Origin of the sequence: Pseudoruegeria sp. SK021 (assembly GCF_002119405.1) — a bacterium.
GTDB lineage: Bacteria > Pseudomonadota > Alphaproteobacteria > Rhodobacterales > Rhodobacteraceae > Meridianimarinicoccus.
Genome location: NZ_MTBG01000021.1, coordinates 1 through 18,598 on the forward strand (window position 1 = coordinate 1; position 18,598 = coordinate 18,598).

Below are 18,598 nucleotides of genomic sequence, written 5' to 3' on the forward strand. Positions count from 1 at the left end.
CGTCAGATCGGGACTCGCCCCCGCGCCCGGATCCGCCTAACCTATCCCCGTGACACAAGGGGCTCGCCATGCCGCAACCTGTTCTCGACACCTCGCCGCCGGTCTCGGACGACATCCGCCAGACCACCTGCTACATGTGCGCCTGCCGCTGCGGCATCAATGTTCACCTGAAAGCGGGCCGCGTCGCTTATATCGAAGGCAATCGCGCCCACCCGGTCAACAAGGGCGTTCTGTGCGCCAAGGGCAGCGCGGGGATCATGCAGCACACCTCGCCCGCCCGCCTGCGTGCGCCGCTGAAACGGGTCGGGCCGCGCGGCTCGGGCGAATTTGTCGAGATCAGTTGGGACGAAGCCCTGAAAACCGCCGCCTCTTGGCTGAAACCGCTGCGCGACAATGGCCCTGAAAAGCTGGCCTTCTTTACCGGCCGCGACCAGTCGCAATCCTTTACCAGCTTCTGGGCGCAAAGCTTTGGCACCCCCAACTACGCGGCGCATGGCGGCTTTTGCTCGGTCAATATGGCGGCGGCTGGCATCTACACCATGGGCGGCGCGTTTTGGGAGTTCGGCCAACCCGATTGGGAGCATACCAAACTGTTCTTGCTGTTCGGCGTCGCCGAGGATCACGACAGCAACCCGATCAAAATGGGCCTCGGCAAGCTGAAAGCGCGCGGCGCCAAGGTCATCGGCATCAACCCGGTGCGCTCGGGCTATAACGCCATCGCTGATGAATGGGTCGGGATCACGCCGGGCACTGACGGGCTGTTCATTCTGGCGCTGGTGCACGAGTTGCTGCGCGCGGGCCAAGTCGATCTCGACTACCTCGCCCGCTTCACGAACGCACCCGTCCTGTTGGACGAAGACGGGTTGTTCCTGCGCGACGAGGACGGCAAACCGCTGGTCATCGACCGCAGAACTGGCCGCACCGCCGCCTTCGACGCCCCCGGCGTGCAGCCCGACCTCAGCGGTCGCCTGCGCCGGGCGGGCACCAGTCTACGCACCGTGTTTCAGGTGCTGGCCGAACGCTATATCGCGCCGGACTACAGCCCCGAGGCCGTGGCCGAGCGCTGCGGCATCCCCGCCGCCACCATCCGCCGCATCGCCGCCGAGCTGGCCCATGTCGCGTTCAAACAGGCGATCGAACTGCCGCATCCGTGGACCGATTTTCGCGGCGACCGGCACGAGACCATGATCGGTCGCCCGGTCAGCTTTCACGCCATGCGTGGCCTCTCGGCCCATGCCAACGGCTTTCAGACCACCCGCGCCCTGCATATCCTGCAAATCCTGCTCGGCTCGGTCGAAACGCCCGGGGGCTTTCGGTTCAAACCGCCCTATCCAAAACCGCCCGAGGCCCATCCCACCCCCCATGCCGGGGTCCAGAAGGGCCGCCCCCTCGAAGGCCCGCATTTGGGCTTTCCGCGTGGCCCCGAGGACCTGCTGCTGACCGAGAACGACCTGCCGCAGCGGATCGACAAGGCCTTCACGTGGGACAATCCGCTGTCGGTGCATGGGCTGATGCACATGGTCATCTCCAACGCCCATGCGGGGGATCCCTACACCATCGACACCCTGTTCCTCTATATGGCGAACATGGCGTGGAATTCGTCGATGAACACCGCTGGCACCATCAAGATGCTCACGGACAAGACCGAGACCGGCGAATACGTGATCCCGCGCATCATCTATTCCGATGCCTATTCGTCGGAAATGGTCGCCTATGCCGACCTGATCCTGCCCGACACCACCTATCTGGAACGGCATGACTGCATTTCGCTGCTGGACCGGCCAATCTGCGAACCGGATGCCGCCGCCGATGCGATCCGTTGGCCGGTGGTGCCGCCCGACCGTCCCGGCCATGCCGGGGTGCGCGACTTTCAATCGGTGCTGATCGATCTGGCCAACCGCCTACGCCTGCCCAACTTCACCGATGACGACGGCAAGCCGCGCTACACCGATTACGCCGATTACATCACCCGCCACGAACGCCGCCCCGGCATCGGCCCCTTGATGGGCTTTCGCGGCGAGGGCGGCGATCAGACCGGGCGCGGTTCGCCGAACCCCGAGCAATTGCAACGCTACATCGACAATGGCGGCTTCTGCGTCCACCACATCCCCGAGGGTGCCCGCTATTTCAAACCGTGGAACGCGGCCTATCAGGACTGGGCGGTGAACCTTGGCCTCTATGACAAACCCGCGCCCTACCTGTTCCAACTCTACGTCGAACCGATGCGCAAATTTCAACGCGCCGCCGAAGGCGTGGGCCGCCGCCAGCCGCCCGAGCATCTGCGCGACCAGATCCGCCAGACCATGGATCCGCTGCCGATCTGGTATGCTCCCGATGCGGGCGATCCTGCCACCTATCCGTTGCACGCCCTGACCCAGCGTCCGATGGCGATGTATCACAGTTGGGGCGGTCAGAACGCGTGGCTGCGCCAGATCCATGGGGTGAACCCACTTTACGTGCCATTGGGCCTCTGGCGCGAACATGGGTTTCAGGACGGCGACTGGGCGCAACTAACCTCGCCGCATGGGACAATCACCGTCCCGGTGGCGCTTCAGGCGGCCCTGAACGAGCGCACGGTCTGGACATGGAACGCCATCGGCAAACGCAAAGGCGCGTGGGCACTGGACGAAAACGCCCCTGAGGCCACCCGCGGCTTCCTGTTGAACCACTTGATCTCGGAACTGCTGCCGCCGAAAGGCGATGGCCACCGCTGGTCCAACTCCGACCCGATCACCGGACAGGCGGCATGGTTCGACCTGCGGGTGCGGATTGAAAAGGTCGCGGCCCCATCAGAAAGTCAGCCGGTGTTTGCGCCGCTCGCCTCGCCGGTCGGGGTCGGGCCGAGCTTGCTGCGCCAAATGGTGGGCAAAAAAGGCCCGCGCTCATGACCCTGCGCACGGTCCGACAAAAGTCCGACGAAAGTCCGATAGAAATCCGACACCTGATTTCGGGGGAAGTATGACCCGCCTGCCGCCGCCATCTTCGGTCAAACTTGGCCTCGTCATCGACCTTGATACCTGCGTCGGCTGTCATGCCTGCGTCGTCTCCTGCAAAGGCTGGAACACCGAAAATTACGGCGTACCCTTGGCCGACACCGACCCCTATGGCGCTGATCCGCAAGGGGTTTTCCTGAACCGCGTCCACAGTTACGAGATTACCCCCCGCAATGGTGGTGCCGCCCAGACCGTGCATTTCCCGAAAAGCTGCCTGCATTGCGAGGATGCGCCGTGCGTCACCGTCTGCCCCACCGGGGCCAGCTATAAACGCGCCGAAGACGGCATCGTTTTAGTCAACGAATCCAGTTGCATAGGCTGCGGTTTGTGCGCATGGGCCTGTCCCTACGGCGCCCGCGAGATGGACCCCGTTGAGGGCGTCATGAAGAAATGCACCCTCTGCGTCGACCGGATCTACAATGAAAATCTGCCGCCCGAAGACCGCGAACCGGCCTGCGTCCGCACCTGCCCCGCCGGGGCCCGTCATTTCGGCGATCTAGGGGATTCAACCAGTAAAATCAGCCGCTTGGTGGAAGATCGCGGCGGCGTTGCTCTGATGCCCGAGCAGAACACCAAACCGGTCAACCGCTACTTGCCGCCGCGTCCCCGTGATAGTACCACCCAGATCGATATCCTTGCCCCGTTTCTTGACCCGGTGATCGACACACCAGACGGCCTTCTGGGCTGGCTCGACCGCGCGCTGACAAAGATAACCCCATGATATAACGAGTTTATAAAGATGCACCCGTCGCCTTCTGTAATTGTGTTCACCGTTCTGTCTGGCCTTGGCTTTGGTCTGTTGATCTGGCTTGGCGTCGGGTTTCCCCAAGTCACCGGCTGGTCTGCCTTTGGGATGTTCGCCCTCGCCTATCTGCTGGCCGTTGGTGGCCTTGCCGCTTCGACCTTCCACCTCGGAAACCCCCAGCGCGCCCTGCTGGCCTTCACGCAATGGCAGACCAGTTGGCTCAGCCGCGAGGCCATCGCTTCGGTCTTAACCCTTGTTCTCATGGCGGTCTTTGGGTTTGCATTGGTGTTCTTCGGCACCCGTCTTTACGGGTTGGGATTTCTGGGATCGTTCTGCGCCCTGCTTACGGTCCTGACCACATCGATGATCTATACCCAGTTGAAGACCGTTCCACGCTGGCACCAGCCCGGCACGCCGATCCTGTTTGTCGCCCTTGCCTTAGCGGGCGGCGCGTTGTTGACCGGGGTCACCGTTGCCGCGCTCTGGTTCCTGCTGGTTGCGGGTGGTGTGCAGATCATGGTCTGGACCATTGGCGACAGCCTGTACCGCGAAAGCAAGACCAGCTTGGCCACGGCCACCGGATTGGACGGCTCTGGCGACATCCGCCAAATGTCTCCGCCCCATACAGGCAGCAATTATCTGCTAACCGAAATGGTCTATGTGGTCGGACGCAAACATGCGCAACTTCTTAGAATCGCGTCGATAATCACGATGTCCGGCCTGCCGGTCCTGCTGCTGCTGATTGGCGGCTCAGGCGGGTTTGCGTGGGGTCTGGCGGTGGTTAGCCACGTGGCTGGCGTCGGCATGTCGCGCTGGTTGTTCTTTGCCGAGGCCGAGCACGTGGCTAGGCATTATTACGATCAGCGCTGATCAGCCATGAACCAATCGCTCGAGCAGGTCTGCGCGGGCCGGCCAGATCCAACGCTGATCGTATCGGCGCAGCACTGCTTGTCGGGCGGCATCTCCCAAGGCCAATGCTCGCGCGCGATCGTCCAATTGCCGGGCGATCGCGGCAACCAGTTCCGGGATGTTCGTGTGATCGACCATGTCGGCCGAGACGCCATCATCCAGCGCTTCGCGCACTGGGGCGGTGTCCGACACGACCAACGAACACCCCGTGCTCATGGCTTCGATCAAGGACCAAGACAGCACGAACGGTACCGTAAGATACACATGCACATGGCTCGATTGCAGCACGGCCAGATATTGGGACCACGGCATCAAGCCGGTGAAGTGCACCCGGGACAGATCCAGATCCAGTTCTGCCAACATGCGGCGTTTCCAACTGTCGCCGGCGGGTAAGCGGCGTCCATAGGCAACCCGATCTTCGCCGCCGATGACCACATGCAGGCGCGGGCGGGTGGTCTGAAGTTGGGCAACCGCGCGCAAGAACTCGGGGAAACCACGATGGGGCTCCATGCCGCGGGTGGCATAGGTCACGATTTCGGCGTCGTCCGGTAAGGGCAGCCCCGCGACCCCGCGGCGACTGCCCCGATCAGGGACAATTCGGGCCGCATTCACGCCATCGTGCAAGATGTGTAGTCGGTCCCGCAACTGCACTGGAAATTGATCCGCCTGAAACCGGGTTGGGCAAAATGCCAAATCGGCCTGCGCCAAATCAAGCAAGGTTGGTGTGTTGCGCGTCAAGGCATGGGCGCGGCCATCTTCCGGAGATGCCGCTGCACTCTCGCCGGTGTCATCCACTGGCGGAAAGCGATAAAACCACTCGGCATAGGCCACGAATTTGCTTTCGGGCCATACGGATTTGGCAAAGGTGCCCGATCCCCATCCGGAATGCCCAACCACGACATCCGGCGTTGCCCCCTGACGGCGGACGGCGATGGCGGCATTGGCAAAGGCCTGTGCATTAATCATCGCCTTTTCCATACTTGCAGCAAAGCGATGGGTGGTCTGCGACGGATCGCGATGCGGCGTCATATGTACCATCTGACACCCGGGCGGTGGCGTCGCACCGACCGCGCCGGTGAAAAATGTTACGCGCCAGCCAATGCTTGCAAGATAGGCGCCAAAGGCACCGAACTGGGCCGGGAAATTCTGATGCGAGAACGCCACATGCATTGAGCGCGGCCCCCAGACGTTAGGATCAATGAACATGCCGTACCAAGGTTCCGCGCACTCTGCACGAACTGTTTGCCCTTGAGTAGAGGCCGGTATAGACGCGAATAAATCAATTGGTGACAGGCGGAACTTATGGCCGCACTCCATTGAGAACTAAGCATAGTAGGCTGTGTCGTGCTGAGAACATTCAAAACCTTAATTGCAGAGTATTGGAGATATCGGTCCTCGAAGACTGACCTTGGCCCAAAGCTGATTGATCGCACGGGACAACATGTCGGGCAGGTTGATCTTCTGAGCTTGCGCCAAGGTATGCTGTTCATCGAAGGTTGGTCACTGGCAGATGAGATTGCAGTCGTCTCGGACAAGGACCGACATGTTGCTGTAAACCGGTTCGCGCGATCCGATGTGTCGCAGGCTGTGCAAGCCAAGGACGATGCAAAACTTGGTTTTTTTGCCGCCGTGCCCGCCCAGTCCTCGTCCGCGGTGATTGAGACGAAATTGCCGGAGGGCTACTATTTCTATCAAGTGATCGTGCCGTCGGTGCCCAAGCTGAGCTTGCAAAGTTTAAGGATTGCCATTGCCTTTATGGGCGATCTGATGTGCGCCCTGCCCTCCCTTGTCATGTGGGTGATGACCCGAAACCGCAGCCATCTCAGCCGAGCGCGGGACCGGCTGTTGCCACGCGCCCCGAGGGCCGACCGCAGTATCGCATTAGACCCGGACATGCTGGTCCCGGCCGGAGGGGCGGTCGAATTTCCAGCGGAAATTACGATTGTGCTGCCGGTTTACAATGCGTTGGATTTGCTGCCGAAGGTTTTGGATCGGGTGCGACGGCACACCGATCTGCCTTGGCATTTGATTGTGATCGAAGATGCCTCCAGTGATCCGGGCGTGCGGCCCTTTCTTCGTGACTGGGTGGCCGAAGATCATCGGCAAGGCAATGACCGGATCACCTTGCTGGAGAACCCGGAAAACCTTGGCTTTATTCGCAGCGTCAACCGGGCATTTGCCTGCGCGGCGTCGCGCTCCGGCCCGGTCGTCTTGCTGAACTCTGACGCATTCGTGCCCGAACGGTGGGCCAGCCGACTGGTGGCGCCCATTCAAGCCGACCGAGGCATCGCCACGGTCACGCCGATGTCGAATGATGCGGAAATCTTTTCGGTGCCGGTGATTTGCCAGAAAACCAACCTTCAGGCGGGGCAAGGCGACAAAATCGATCTTGCGGCGCAACAGATTGGCCCGTCGGCGAACCATGCCGTCAGCCCGACCGGTGTCGGCTTTTGTATGGCGATCAATCCGACCTTCCTGACCGCGTTGCCCGAGTTTGATACCGGATTCGGACGTGGCTATGGGGAAGAGGTCGATTGGTGCCAACGGGCGCGGGCCAAAGGGGGGCGGCATGTCGGGATCGCGAACCTATTCGTCGAACACCGCGGCGGTGAGTCGTTCGGCAGCGCCGAGAAGTTGGCGCTTGTGGCACGCAACAACGCAGTCATCGCGGAACGCTACGCGACCTATGACAGAGAAGTGCAAGAATTCATCCTGACCGATCCGCTGGCCTCGGCACGACTTGCGCTTGCGGTGGCGTGGGCCGGAAGCTGCGGTGAAGGCCTTACGCCGGTCTATTTGGCGCATTCCCTTGGCGGCGGGGCCGAGGATTACCTTAAACGCCGGATCGCCAAGGACATTGCCGAACAGGGCGCGGCCATTGTCCTGCGCTTTGGCGGCCGGATGCGTATAACCATCGAGGTCCACAGTTCTGGCCATATCACCGCCGGGGGCACAGACGAGCTCGATCTGGTCGCAGGCCTATTGCGGCCGGTTCCGGCGTGGCACCTGATCTATTCCTGCATCGTGGGCGACCCCGATCCTTGCGGGATTGCGCAATTTTTGTTGGCACTGTTCCGACCGGGACAGGATGAGATGGATATTTTGTTCCATGATTTCCTGCCACTCAGCCGATCTTATTGCCTTCTGAACGAGATCCCCAGCTTCGATGGCCCTCGACCACTGCGCGACCTAGAAGGCCAACCATTGGACGCGGCTGCATGGCAGGCCGCGTGGGATCCGCTTTTGACAGCGGCGACGCGCCTGATTGTGTTTTCGCTGAGCAGTCAAGCAATCGTGGCCGGTGCCTTGCAAGGGCAGGATGTCAGCATTGATCTGCGCCCGCATGACGATGTTCAGATTGTCCCCGCCATCACGCCGAAGCCAGGTCGCCCGGTCGTCGGGGTCTTGGGCAATATCGGGCTTCAGAAGGGCGCCGCAGTGTTGCAGCGCCTTGGGGCGGAGCTGAACAAGGCCGGCGCGGCACGATTGGTGATCATTGGTAATGTCGATCCCGCTTACGCGCCTCCCGACAGCGTGACCGTGCATGGCGATTATAAGATTGCAGATCTTCCGGCGCTGGTTGCCAAATACGGCATCAATCGATGGTTCATTCCGTCGATCTGGCCGGAAACATTTTCATATACCACACACGAGGCGCTTGCCTCTGGCTTGACGGTTTACGGGTTCGACTTGGGGGGACAGGCCGATGCGCTGCGACACAATCGCAATGGGCGTGTCCTGCCTTTGGCGCTTGTGAATGACGCGGACGGTCTGGTACGTGCGTTAACTTCAACTTCGACAGTCCAATTAAAGGAACCAAAGGATGCCGCTGATGAATAATTCAATTCTGCACATCGGCGCATCAAAATGTGGCAGTAGTTCCCTGCAATCCCTGCTAACGCAACATCCCGATCTCACGGCAAGCGACGGCACAATGTATCGGTACGCCTGCGCGGACCGCTCGGGAAAATTGGTAACCGGACCGAAGCTCACCCAAATGGGGGCGAAGTCGGTTTTCGGATACTGTTCGTCGCCTGATATTGGGCCTGGCGTGGACGCATTGTCGATGTTTGCGGGAATTGGACCGAAGATCGCAAAAATCACCGACCAAGGAGAGCTTCCAATCCTGTCGTCAGAGGGCTGGGCTTTGCGGGGCGACATCTTCAGGGACAATCAACTTCTGGAATCGTCCGGACTGCATCCGCATGTCATCCTATTTCTTCGGCCCCCGATGGATTGGCTCAATAGCGCTTGGTGGCAATGGGGGGCATGGACGGGCCACCCGGTCGAACGCTGGGCCACGCGCTCACTCCACAATGTGGAATGGGCAAACATGATTGAAAGCTGGCAAACCGTCCCCGGTGTACATCAGCTTACCGTCAGGCTGACTTCCATTAACGTGGTCGATCAGTTCTTCGATCTGCTAGATCTGCCGACGATCCCCCAGAAGCGGAATAACGTGGGGCTGTCACCGGAAATGCTGTATTTTCTCCATCGCAATCAGCAGTATCGTCCTGGCCCACATGAGCCGCAAGTGGAGTTCAGCGTCGCACGGTGGACCACCTTCAGCGGCAAGAGCGCACCTTGGGTGATCCCCAAGAATATCGTGAAGTCCCTCCTTGCCAAAAACGAAGCTCAAACCCGAAAACTCCTGACCCTTGTTGGCGCCAAAGAGCGGGAGATGATCGAGAATGACCCGCGTTGGTGGGATCCCGCGGCGTATGATGATCGAAAAGTCATCACCGAAGCCGACTATTCAGGGCAGGAAAGCCGTGAGGTCCTTATGGCCGATCTTCTTGGCGGTCTGGCGACGGCGCAAGAGGCGCTTGGTATGGACCCCGATTTGGGCGAACATCCGGCCACCGCAGGAACCGTAACCGATGCGAACATTGCGGCGGTCCTGGATGACCTTCTTGTGTTGGACAATACCTTTCGCCGACGAAATCCGAGCGTGGCCCCCTAACGTTCTAAACGCACCGACCGCAACTCTGGGCGACGGCCATTCGCTTGGCTGTCATGCAAATCTCAGGGCATTCTTGCGGCAGGTCTCCGACAATGCTTAGATAAAGCTCTGCCGCGAACCATCCAGTTGATCTCGGACATGAGGAAAAGGCGCCGCAATTGACCCAATTCTCCCGGCTTTTCGAACGCTTCGCCGACGAACATGCAACCATCGAGTACCCGGGATTTTCGCTTCTCGACGTGGATGGACGGGTCATCGGGCAACTGGATCGGGCGGGGGTGCGCCGGGGCCGCTATTGGGTTGAAGGCCAAGCGACGGGTCAGGCCATCACCCTGCATCATGGCACAAGCCACGCAACGGCTCCGCTTGGCGAAGTGGGGGGGCAAACCCCGGTTGCATTTCGTCTCGACCTTCCCGTGGCGTTCGGCGCGCCGCGGCTGACCATCGTCGATGGCGACGACACCATCCAGATCCCTCTTCCCGAAGTCACCGGGGCAGCGCAACGTGCGGCCTTGCGGCGGCAATGGCTGCCATTTGCGCAGTCGCTGGTGACCCTTGTGCCGCCGGTCCTGCGCTGGACATTGACGAAGGACCGGACCGCGCGCGCGCAGATCAAGCGCGGTTTGGGCTTCGCGGAAAACGTGGCGCAACTGGCGCTTGATGGTGATGTCCTTGGCGGTGAGGGCGCTGCGGTTCCGTCGGCGTTGAGCCAAACTGTCAGCCTGATCTTGCCAGTTTATAACGCGTTTGATTTGCTGCCGGGCGTTCTGGACCGCCTTCAGAAACATACCGATGTGCCGTGGCGATTGTTCGTGATAGAGGATTGTTCGACCGATCCGCGGGTCCGCCCGTTTCTGCGCAGTTGGGCCGAGGCCCAGAATAGCGACCACCCCGGACAGGTTGTGCTAATAGAGAACCCCCGCAATCTGGGCTTCGTCGCCAGCGTGAATGAAGGTTTCCGGCAGGCGATCGACTTCGATGGTCATGTTATTTTGCTGAACTCTGACGCTTTCGTTCCTGCGGCTTGGGCCTCGCGATTGCTGGATCCGATCCTAACGGACCCCGGCGTCGCGTCCGTGACCCCGATGTCCAACGATGCCGAGATCCTGTCCGTTCCTATCCTCGGTCGCGCCTCGCCGCTTGCAAGCGATGGTGTTGACCAGATCGACGCCGTTGCCCGACGCTTGGGACCGCCGCGTGATCGACCGTTGCTGCCCACTGGTGTGGGATTTTGCATGGGCATGAACATCGCCTTTCTGCGCAAGGTGCCGCAGTTTGATCGCGTGTTCGGGCGGGGGTACGGGGAAGAGGTTGACTGGTGCCGCGCGACGCTGGCCTTGGGTGGGCGGCATTGCTGCCAGCCTGCGCTTTTTGTCGAACATCGTGGCGCGTCGTCCTTCGGATCCGAAGAGCGGGCACAGTTGCTGGCAGATAACGTTCAGATCTTGTCGGCCCGTTACCCCGATTATGATCGTGCAGTGCAACAGTTTGTCCGGAATGATCCGTTGTTAACGCAGCGTCTGGCGTTAGCCTGCGCGTGGGCCGCGTCTGCCGCAACCGACGCGGTTCCGATCTATCTGGCCCATTCCATGGACGGCGGGGCCGAAACCTATCTTCAAACCCGCATCCAAGATGAAATTGCCCGCATCGGCGCGGTTGTCATCCTTCGGGTCGGCGGCGCTGAACGTTGGGTGGTGGAGCTGCATTGTGCCGCCGGAATGACACGTGGCGCAACCTATGACTTTGCCCATGTCGTACGGCTTCTGGACCCGATTCAGCGCCGCCGTGTCATCTATTCTTGTGGCGTCGGGGACCCATTGGCGCATGAGATTCCGGCGCATCTGACCGGCCTACTGCGGACATCATCCGACAGTCTGGAAGTGTTGTTTCACGATTTCTTCCCGATCAGCCCGGCACAAAACCTGCTGGATTCCAAGGGACGGTATTGCGGGGTGCCGCCGGTGGATAGCGCCGACAATGCTCATCACTTCAAAACCCCAAGCGGCCAACGCCTTTCGCTTTCGGATTGGCGCGCAGCTTGGGACCCCTTGCTCACCCGTGCCGATGAACTTGTGGTTTTCTCGGAAGACAGCCGTAATCATGTCTTGGCCGCCTATCCGCACCATGCGGCAAAGACCGTGTTGCGGCCACATTCCGTGCCACGCCTGTCTGGGACATTTATCACACCTCACGAACGGCCCGTGCATCCGGTGATCGGAGTTCTGGGGCATATCGGCATGCATAAAGGCGGCGCCGTCGTGTCGGCCCTGTCGACCCGGCTTGCCGCCTCTCGTGCTGCGAAACTCGTTGTGATCGGAAGGCTTGACCCGGCCTTTCCAAAAGCGCGAACAACGACGGTGCATGGGCGCTATCAGGCCGAAGATATTCCCGCTCTGGTGCGGCAATACGGGATAACCTGCTGGTTGGTGCCGTCGATCTGGCCGGAGACCTTTTCCTTCACCACCCACGAAGCGCTGGCCACTGGCCTGCCGGTTTATGGCTTTGATATTGGCGCTCAAGCTGAAGCGTTGCGCGCCGCGCCCAATGGCTTCGTACTGCCGCTGAGTTCAGGGGATTTGGCCGCGTCGGTTCTGGTGGAAATTTTGGGAGATCGCCCAAATGAACCGCCATCGGGGAATTCCGAGGTGTTGTCTCAGGCATAGCCCAACGCGGTCAGCGCCATCAGCAAAGCGGTCTGGCGGGATGTCTGGCGGTGCAAGCCAAGGCGTCGGTAGTGCTGCATTCGTCGCATCCCGGGCAAGGCTTGGGCGGCCAGGGTCTCTTCCAGAACGGTTTGTGAGGATGCGGACAGATCGCTACGAATGCCGTCCAGCGCCAAGAGGTTCTTTTGGATCCACGTGCGATAGGTGCCCCCCCGCAGCAGGCCGCCACGTCGCCGCCGTGCCCCAGAGGCTTGGTTTGCACCTAGCACGTTATCCGCGTGTTGCCGATAATACAGCACCGGATTGCGATCGATGGTCAACGGCACGTCACATCCGGTCAGGACCTGATAAATCCACCAGTCGTGGAACGGCGCGTCGATCCGGGGCCCTGCCCGGCGGATGACATCAAGGGCTGCCGGGGTCAGTACCACTGTCGCACCATGCAAGATATTCTGGACCAAAGCATTTTTAAAGGACGCGCCACGCGCCGCATTGTCGATCTGTCCGGTCGGTGTCAGATGACCGTCGGTGACGATGCTTTGTGCCGCATAGGCCTGCGCCCCGGCGGTCACGGCTGCCCCCGCGCGGGCCAGTTTCTCGGGCATCCAGACATCATCCTGATCGCTTAGGGCGATTGTCCCATCGCCAAGGTCTGGATGGCAGAGGAGCGAGAGGAAATTTCGGGTGCCGCCTTGCTGTGGCCCCTCCAGCAGTCGAATGTCGCGGTTCGGGTGATCGGTGCGGAACTGCTTTAGGATCTGCAACGTTTCATCTTGGGAGCCATCATCGCTAACCCAAAGCGCCCAATCGTCGTGGGTCTGTGCCACGAAGGAAGCCAATTGTGCTGGCAGATACGGCGCGCCATCGCGGGTGCACATCAAAATGGTCACGGTGCCGATTGTCACGGGCTCTCTCCGTCCAGAAACCTCCGGTGTCGCTTACCGTTCATGGACCCGATGCGCCAGTGAGAAGGCCGCCGACCGAGGCATCGACCCTTTTTGCGATTCATTCTCAAAAGCGTTGCTTCTTGCGAATGATTCTCATATATAGGCGGCAGAATATTTAGAATTCCCCGAAAGGCCATTTTTCGATGTCCGACAAAAGCAAAAGAGTGACGACAAGGGTTGCATGGGTTGCCACGGCTATCGTGGCACTGTCGGTCACGGCGGCAGCCGCCGATGAACCGTTCAAGGCGGTGACCACATTTACCGTTATCGCCGACATGGTGCGAAATGTTGCCGGGGATAAGGCTGAAGTCGTCTCAATCACCCGGCCCGGGGCCGAGATCCACGGCTATTCCCCAACGCCGCGCGACATTGTCGGGGCGCAGGACGCGGACCTGATCTTCTGGAACGGCCTGAACTTGGAACTGTGGTTCGAACAATTTTTTGGCAACCTGCGCGACATCCCGGCTGTGACCCTGACCGATGGCATTGATCCGATTGCGATTTCGGAAGGGTCCTATGAAGGAAAAGCCAATCCGCACGCGTGGATGTCTTTGGACAATTCCCTGATCTATATCGATAATATCCGAGATGCGCTGGCGACCTACGATCCGGGAAATGCCGAAACCTACCAGCAAAATGCCGAAGCCTATAAGGCCGAGATCGCCGCGACCATCGCGCCGCTTCGAGATCAGATCGCCCAAATCCCCGAATACCGGCGTTGGCTGGTCACCTGTGAAGGGGCGTTCAGCTATCTGGCGCGCGACTTTGGCCTTAAGGAATTGTATCTCTGGCCGATCAACGCGGATCAGACGGGAACGCCGCAACAAGTGCGCGCCGTGATCGACGGGGTACGCACCTATCAGGTCCCCGCGGTGTTTTGCGAAAGCACTGTCAACCCGGCTCCGGCCAAGCAGGTGGCTCGTGAAACCGGCTCGGCATTCGGGGGATTGCTCTATGTCGATAGCCTGAGTACCGCGGACGGGCCGGTTCCGACCTATCTTGATCTGTTGCGCGTAACATCCGAAACTGTTGTGAAGGGTTTAACACTTGATGACCAGTAATGTGCAAAATGGCTGATGGATCCGCGACCGCCCCAGTAATTGGCCTTGCCGCCCACGACGTAACCGTTTCCTACCGAAACGGCTATACCGCCCTGAGAAATGCCACTTTTGAGATCCCCACCGGCACGATTACCGCGCTGGTGGGCGTCAACGGCGCGGGAAAAAGCACCCTTTTTAAAGCGCTCATGGGCTTTGTTACCACATCGAAGGGTGAGATCAGTGTTTTGGGTATGACCGTGAAGCAGGCCTTGGCCAGCAACATTGTCGCCTATGTGCCGCAGGCCGAAGAGGTCGACTGGACCTTCCCGGTGCTGGTCGAGGATGTGGTTATGATGGGACGGTATGGGCATATGGGCTTTTTCCGGCGCCCAAGAACCGCCGACCACGCGGCGGTCACTGATGCCCTGTCCCGCGTCAATATGCTGGACTTTCGGCATCGTCAAATCGGAGAATTGTCCGGTGGTCAGCGCAAACGCGTGTTCTTGGCGCGCGCCCTAGCCCAGAATGGCCGCGTGATCCTGCTGGATGAGCCTTTTACAGGCGTCGACGTTAAGACCGAAGATCAAATCATCGCTCTGTTGCGGGAATTGCGCGACGAAGGCCGGGTCATGCTGGTCTCTACGCATAATCTAGGCTCAGTTCCAGAATTCTGCGACCGGACGATATTGGTCAAGGGCACCGTGCTGGCCTATGGGCCGACCGAAGCCGTGTTCACGCGTGAGAACTTGGAACGTGCCTTTGGTGGCGTGTTGCGGCATTTCTCGCTTGGCGGGTCGGACTTGCACGATGATGATGACCCACGTCAGGTCAACGTCCTGTCGGACGACGAACGCCCCTTGGTGATCTATGATCACGACCGAAAGCGCCCCGCCAAATGATCGATCTTCTGCTGCAACCCTTTGGTTATGGCTACATGACGAATGCCATGTTGGTGTCTGCGCTGGTGGGCGCGGTCTGCGCCTTCTTGTCGGCCTTCTTGATGCTAAAAGGCTGGTCCCTGATTGGCGATGCGCTGAGTCATTCGATCGTGCCGGGGGTGGCCGGCGCCTATATGTTGGGCGTGCCCTTCGCGTTTGGAGCCTTCCTATCCGGTGGTTTGGCGGCGGCAGCGATGCTGTTCCTGAACCAACGAAGCGGGTTGAAGGAAGATGCCATTATCGGGCTGATCTTTACATCCTTTTTCGGCCTGGGCCTGTTCATGGTCTCTCTGAACCCCATGGCGGTCAGCATCCAGACCATTACTATGGGCAATATCCTTGCGATCTCGCCCGAGGATACGCTGCAACTGGTGCTGATCGGGGTGGTCTCTCTGGTTGTGCTGCTTGCCAAGTGGAAAGACCTTATGGTCACATTCTTTGATGAAAGCCACGCCCGGTCGATCGGATTGAAACCGGGCGCACTGAAGATCATGTTCTTCACCTTGCTTTCGGCGTCGACAGTCGCAGCGATGCAGACGGTGGGCGCGTTTCTGGTCATCGCCCTTGTGGTGACGCCGGGGGCCACCGCTTATCTGTTGACCGACCGGTTCCCCCGTCTGATCCTGCTCAGCGTTCTGATCGGATCAATCACCAGCTTTGTTGGCGCCTATGCCAGTTACTTCCTGAACGGTGCGACCGGGGGGGTGATCATCTGCCTGCAAACGGCTCTGTTCCTGACCGCGTTTTTCTTTGCGCCCAAACATGGTCTGCGCGCCGCCCGCAAACGAGCCAAGGCCGCGTTGATTGAGGACACCGCCCAATGACCATGGTCGAGACACTGCTACTGCCGTTCCAGTTCCCCTTCATGGTGAACGCGTTTGTTATCGTCGCCTTCATCTCGTTTCCCACAGCACTTTTGTCGTGCTTTCTGGTCCTCAAAGGCTGGTCTCTGATGGGGGATGCGGTCAGCCACGCGGTTCTTCCAGGGGTTGTTTTGGCCTATATTGCTGGGATCCCTTTGATTGTCGGGGCGTTCGGAGCCGGGATGACCTGCGCCCTTTTGACCGGATTTCTGAAGGACAACAGCCGGGTCAAACAGGATACAGTCATGGGCGTGGTCTTTTCAGGCATGTTCGGACTGGGGATCATTTTGTTCACATCGGTCGAGACCGATCAGCACCTTGACCATATCCTGTTCGGCAACATGCTGGGGGTCAGCGGTGCCGACCTTCTGACTGCGGGCATAATTTCGGCGGTTGTAACGGCTATACTTGCCGCGAAATGGAAAGATTTTCTGCTTCATGCCTTCGATCCGGCACAGGCCAAAGCAGTCGGCCTGCCGGTACAGTTGCTTCATTACGGGCTGCTGGCGATCCTGTCGCTGACGATCGTCGCCGTCTTGTCGTCCGTCGGGATCATTTTGGCGGTGGCCTTGCTGATTTCGCCGGGGGCGATCGCCTTTTTGTTGACGCGCCGATTTGAGGTCATGCTGATGGTCGCGACCGGAGTGACGCTGCTCTCGACCTTTTTGGGTACCTATCTCAGTTTCGTCCTCGACAGTGCCCCGGCGCCCACCATCGTGCTTACCCTGACCGCCCTGTTTCTACTCGCCTTTATCTGGCGTAGTCTTCGGACCCGGCAGGCCGTTCAAAGCAGGGGCTGAGCCGTCCCGATTCGGGGTGTCCCAAATACTGTCAAATATCGAACGCCCGGTCAGCTTCGCAAATTTTCCGGAATTCGGGATCGTCGAAAAGCTTCGATGCGTGGTCGCCCTTACCGGTGACACGCGCATTGCGGGGGTTTGGAAGCCGGGAGTTATTTTCTAGCATCGACGCCGGTGTCGTCTCAGCGTCAGTAGGCATGCCGCGTATCCAGAAGCGCCAACGGCGTGCGGAGCAGGATTTTAACATCCAGCCAAAGTGACCAGTTTTCGATATAAAACAGGTCATAGGCAAAACGGGCGCGCAATGCCTCGGGGTCATCGATCTCGCCGCGCAAGCCGTGGATTTGCGCCCAACCGGTAATCCCGGGCGGCAGACGATGACGCGCCGAGTAACCGTCCACAATCTCGTTGAACTGCTCCTGCCGACTGGACAGGGCATTGACGGCGTGCGGGCGCGGACCAACCAGAGACAGCGATCCTGTCAGCACATTGAACAACTGGGGAAGTTCATCCAAGGACGTTTTGCGCAACACCCGGCCCACCCAAGTGACACGTGGATCGCCCTTCGTGACCACCCTGCGCGCGCCAGGATCGCAACTGTCGACGTACATGGTGCGGAATTTCAATACATTGATCGGCAAGTCGTTAAACCCGTGACGAACTTGACCAAACAAAATAGGGCCCGGGCTGTCCAGCCGTATGGCAAGCGCAATCGCGATCATAACAGGGACCGCAAGCAATAGGGCCAACGATCCGATCACCAGATCGAAGCTACGCTTTGCCAACCGCCGCTCTGGGCGAAAACTTGGCGGTAACAAATCGATCAGATCAATCTCACGGCTTGTCCGATCGCGGAAATTGAGATCGTTGCTGAAGGACGACAAATGGACCGGTATCGGCAAAACCCTGAACATGGTCAAAAGCGCGGCAATTCGGGCTTCGGCCGTGCGTGGCAGGGTAATGATGATGAGGTCGATTTCAGCCTGACGGGCGAAGCGAAGCAGATCGCTGAAATGGCCGATTTTTGGTACATCCAAGACAAGATCCGGTGACCGCTCGCCTTGGCGATCATCAAAAATCGCGCAGATCCGTATATCATTTTCAGGCCGCTGCACCAAGCCGCGGATCAGATGCTCTGCGTTGGACCCGCCACCGACAATGACCGCCCGGCGTTCAGTCAGTCCGGATTCCAATGCCCACCTCAGCGCCCGAGAAATAAGGTATCTTCCCGGAAGGATCGTGAGGCAAACGCTAGCAAGGGCAGCTTCGGCAATGTGGTCAGGTTGAGGCGGCCCTAGATCGAATGTCGCCACCATGCCAAAAGGAACGACACCTGCTATAATAACGTAGCCTATCGAATAAATGGTATTTTTTAAAGTTGAAACGCGATAGCCGCCGATTGCCCCAAGCAACGCGACAGTCGAACCTGCGGCGCAGAGGGCCCATACGGTGGTCTGGAACGTTTGAAAATAGGTCAAGGGTGCGAGGGAAAATCGTACGAACCAAAACAGGACTGAGAACAGAACAAGGTCGATACAGCTAACGATCACCGCAATCCAAATTGGCGCGAGCGCGGCACGTTTCAGGTGCCGTGCCACGTGCAGCGCTATATCGCTCAAGCCCGTATCCTTGGTGCTGAACTGTGGGATCCGGTTCATGGTCGCTCCGCACTCAGTCGTGTTCCGGATGATGTCTAGACCATGGACCTTAACCGAAGCTGACTCGACGCCAACTTTG

General features: G+C 59.6%; 13 protein-coding genes. 10 read left to right on the forward strand and 3 right to left on the reverse strand.

Going from position 1 to position 18,598, the window contains the following annotated elements; all coding sequences use genetic code 11:
- Positions 1-68: 68 nt before the first annotated feature.
- The 3 genes from BV911_RS12765 to BV911_RS12775 all read left to right on the forward strand — a co-directional run bounded on the left by BV911_RS12765 (position 69) and on the right by BV911_RS12775 (position 4,608).
- Entirely contained in the window at positions 69-2,888 is a 2,820-nt protein-coding gene (locus BV911_RS12765; protein WP_086054009.1) for a molybdopterin oxidoreductase family protein, read from the forward strand.
- Between the two features lie 70 nt (positions 2,889-2,958).
- Complete coding sequence (locus BV911_RS12770; RefSeq protein ID WP_086054010.1) at positions 2,959-3,714, forward strand: 4Fe-4S dicluster domain-containing protein; 756 nt, start codon at positions 2,959-2,961, stop codon at positions 3,712-3,714.
- A gap of 18 nt (positions 3,715-3,732) precedes the next feature.
- On the forward strand, positions 3,733-4,608 hold the full coding sequence (locus tag BV911_RS12775; protein WP_086054011.1) for a DmsC/YnfH family molybdoenzyme membrane anchor subunit: 876 nt from the start codon (positions 3,733-3,735) through the stop codon (positions 4,606-4,608).
- On the opposite strand, the gene BV911_RS12780 is transcribed toward BV911_RS12775, so the two are convergent.
- Complete coding sequence (locus BV911_RS12780; RefSeq protein WP_168184064.1) at positions 4,609-5,853, reverse strand: glycosyltransferase; 1,245 nt, start codon at positions 5,851-5,853, stop codon at positions 4,609-4,611. It lies immediately after the preceding gene.
- Between the two features lie 138 nt (positions 5,854-5,991).
- Between BV911_RS12780 and BV911_RS12785 the strand changes: the two genes are divergently transcribed.
- The 3 genes from BV911_RS12785 to BV911_RS12795 all read left to right on the forward strand — a co-directional run bounded on the left by BV911_RS12785 (position 5,992) and on the right by BV911_RS12795 (position 12,273).
- Entirely contained in the window at positions 5,992-8,487 is a 2,496-nt protein-coding gene (locus BV911_RS12785; protein WP_139840083.1) for a glycosyltransferase, read from the forward strand.
- A complete protein-coding gene (locus tag BV911_RS12790) occupies positions 8,471-9,610 on the forward strand; it encodes a hypothetical protein (protein ID WP_086054014.1) in 1,140 nt (379 codons plus the stop codon). Before BV911_RS12785 ends, BV911_RS12790 begins: the two co-directional genes overlap by 17 nt.
- Before the next feature lie 158 nt (positions 9,611-9,768).
- Entirely contained in the window at positions 9,769-12,273 is a 2,505-nt protein-coding gene (locus BV911_RS12795; protein ID WP_086054015.1) for a glycosyltransferase, read from the forward strand.
- Here the strand turns inward: BV911_RS12795 and BV911_RS12800 are convergent.
- The gene (locus BV911_RS12800; RefSeq protein ID WP_086054016.1) at positions 12,264-13,178 is read right to left on the reverse strand and encodes a glycosyltransferase; all 915 of its coding nucleotides are present in this window, start codon (positions 13,176-13,178) and stop codon (positions 12,264-12,266) included. The genes BV911_RS12795 and BV911_RS12800 overlap by 10 nt on opposite strands.
- A 185-nt stretch (positions 13,179-13,363) precedes the next feature.
- Between BV911_RS12800 and BV911_RS12805 the strand changes: the two genes are divergently transcribed.
- Genes BV911_RS12805 through BV911_RS12820 form a run of 4 tightly spaced genes read left to right on the forward strand, consistent with a single transcriptional unit; the run spans position 13,364 to position 16,861 of the window.
- Positions 13,364-14,281, forward strand: coding sequence for a metal ABC transporter substrate-binding protein (locus BV911_RS12805; RefSeq protein WP_086054017.1), 918 nt, complete (start codon positions 13,364-13,366; stop codon positions 14,279-14,281).
- An 8-nt stretch (positions 14,282-14,289) separates the two neighbouring features.
- The gene (locus tag BV911_RS12810) at positions 14,290-15,159 is read left to right on the forward strand and encodes a manganese/iron ABC transporter ATP-binding protein (protein WP_139840084.1); all 870 of its coding nucleotides are present in this window, start codon (positions 14,290-14,292) and stop codon (positions 15,157-15,159) included.
- Entirely contained in the window at positions 15,156-16,022 is an 867-nt protein-coding gene (locus BV911_RS12815) for a metal ABC transporter permease (RefSeq protein ID WP_086054019.1), read from the forward strand. The genes BV911_RS12810 and BV911_RS12815 overlap by 4 nt, the downstream gene beginning before the upstream one ends.
- Positions 16,023-16,024: 2 nt before the next feature.
- Positions 16,025-16,861, forward strand: coding sequence for a metal ABC transporter permease (locus BV911_RS12820; RefSeq protein WP_086054059.1), 837 nt, complete (start codon positions 16,025-16,027; stop codon positions 16,859-16,861).
- 188 nt (positions 16,862-17,049) lie between these two features.
- Here BV911_RS12820 and BV911_RS12825 read toward each other — a convergent pair whose 3' ends face one another.
- Positions 17,050-18,519, reverse strand: a complete 1,470-nt coding sequence (locus BV911_RS12825; RefSeq protein WP_086054020.1) for an exopolysaccharide biosynthesis polyprenyl glycosylphosphotransferase — start codon at positions 18,517-18,519, stop codon at positions 17,050-17,052.
- Positions 18,520-18,598: the final 79 nt, after the last annotated feature.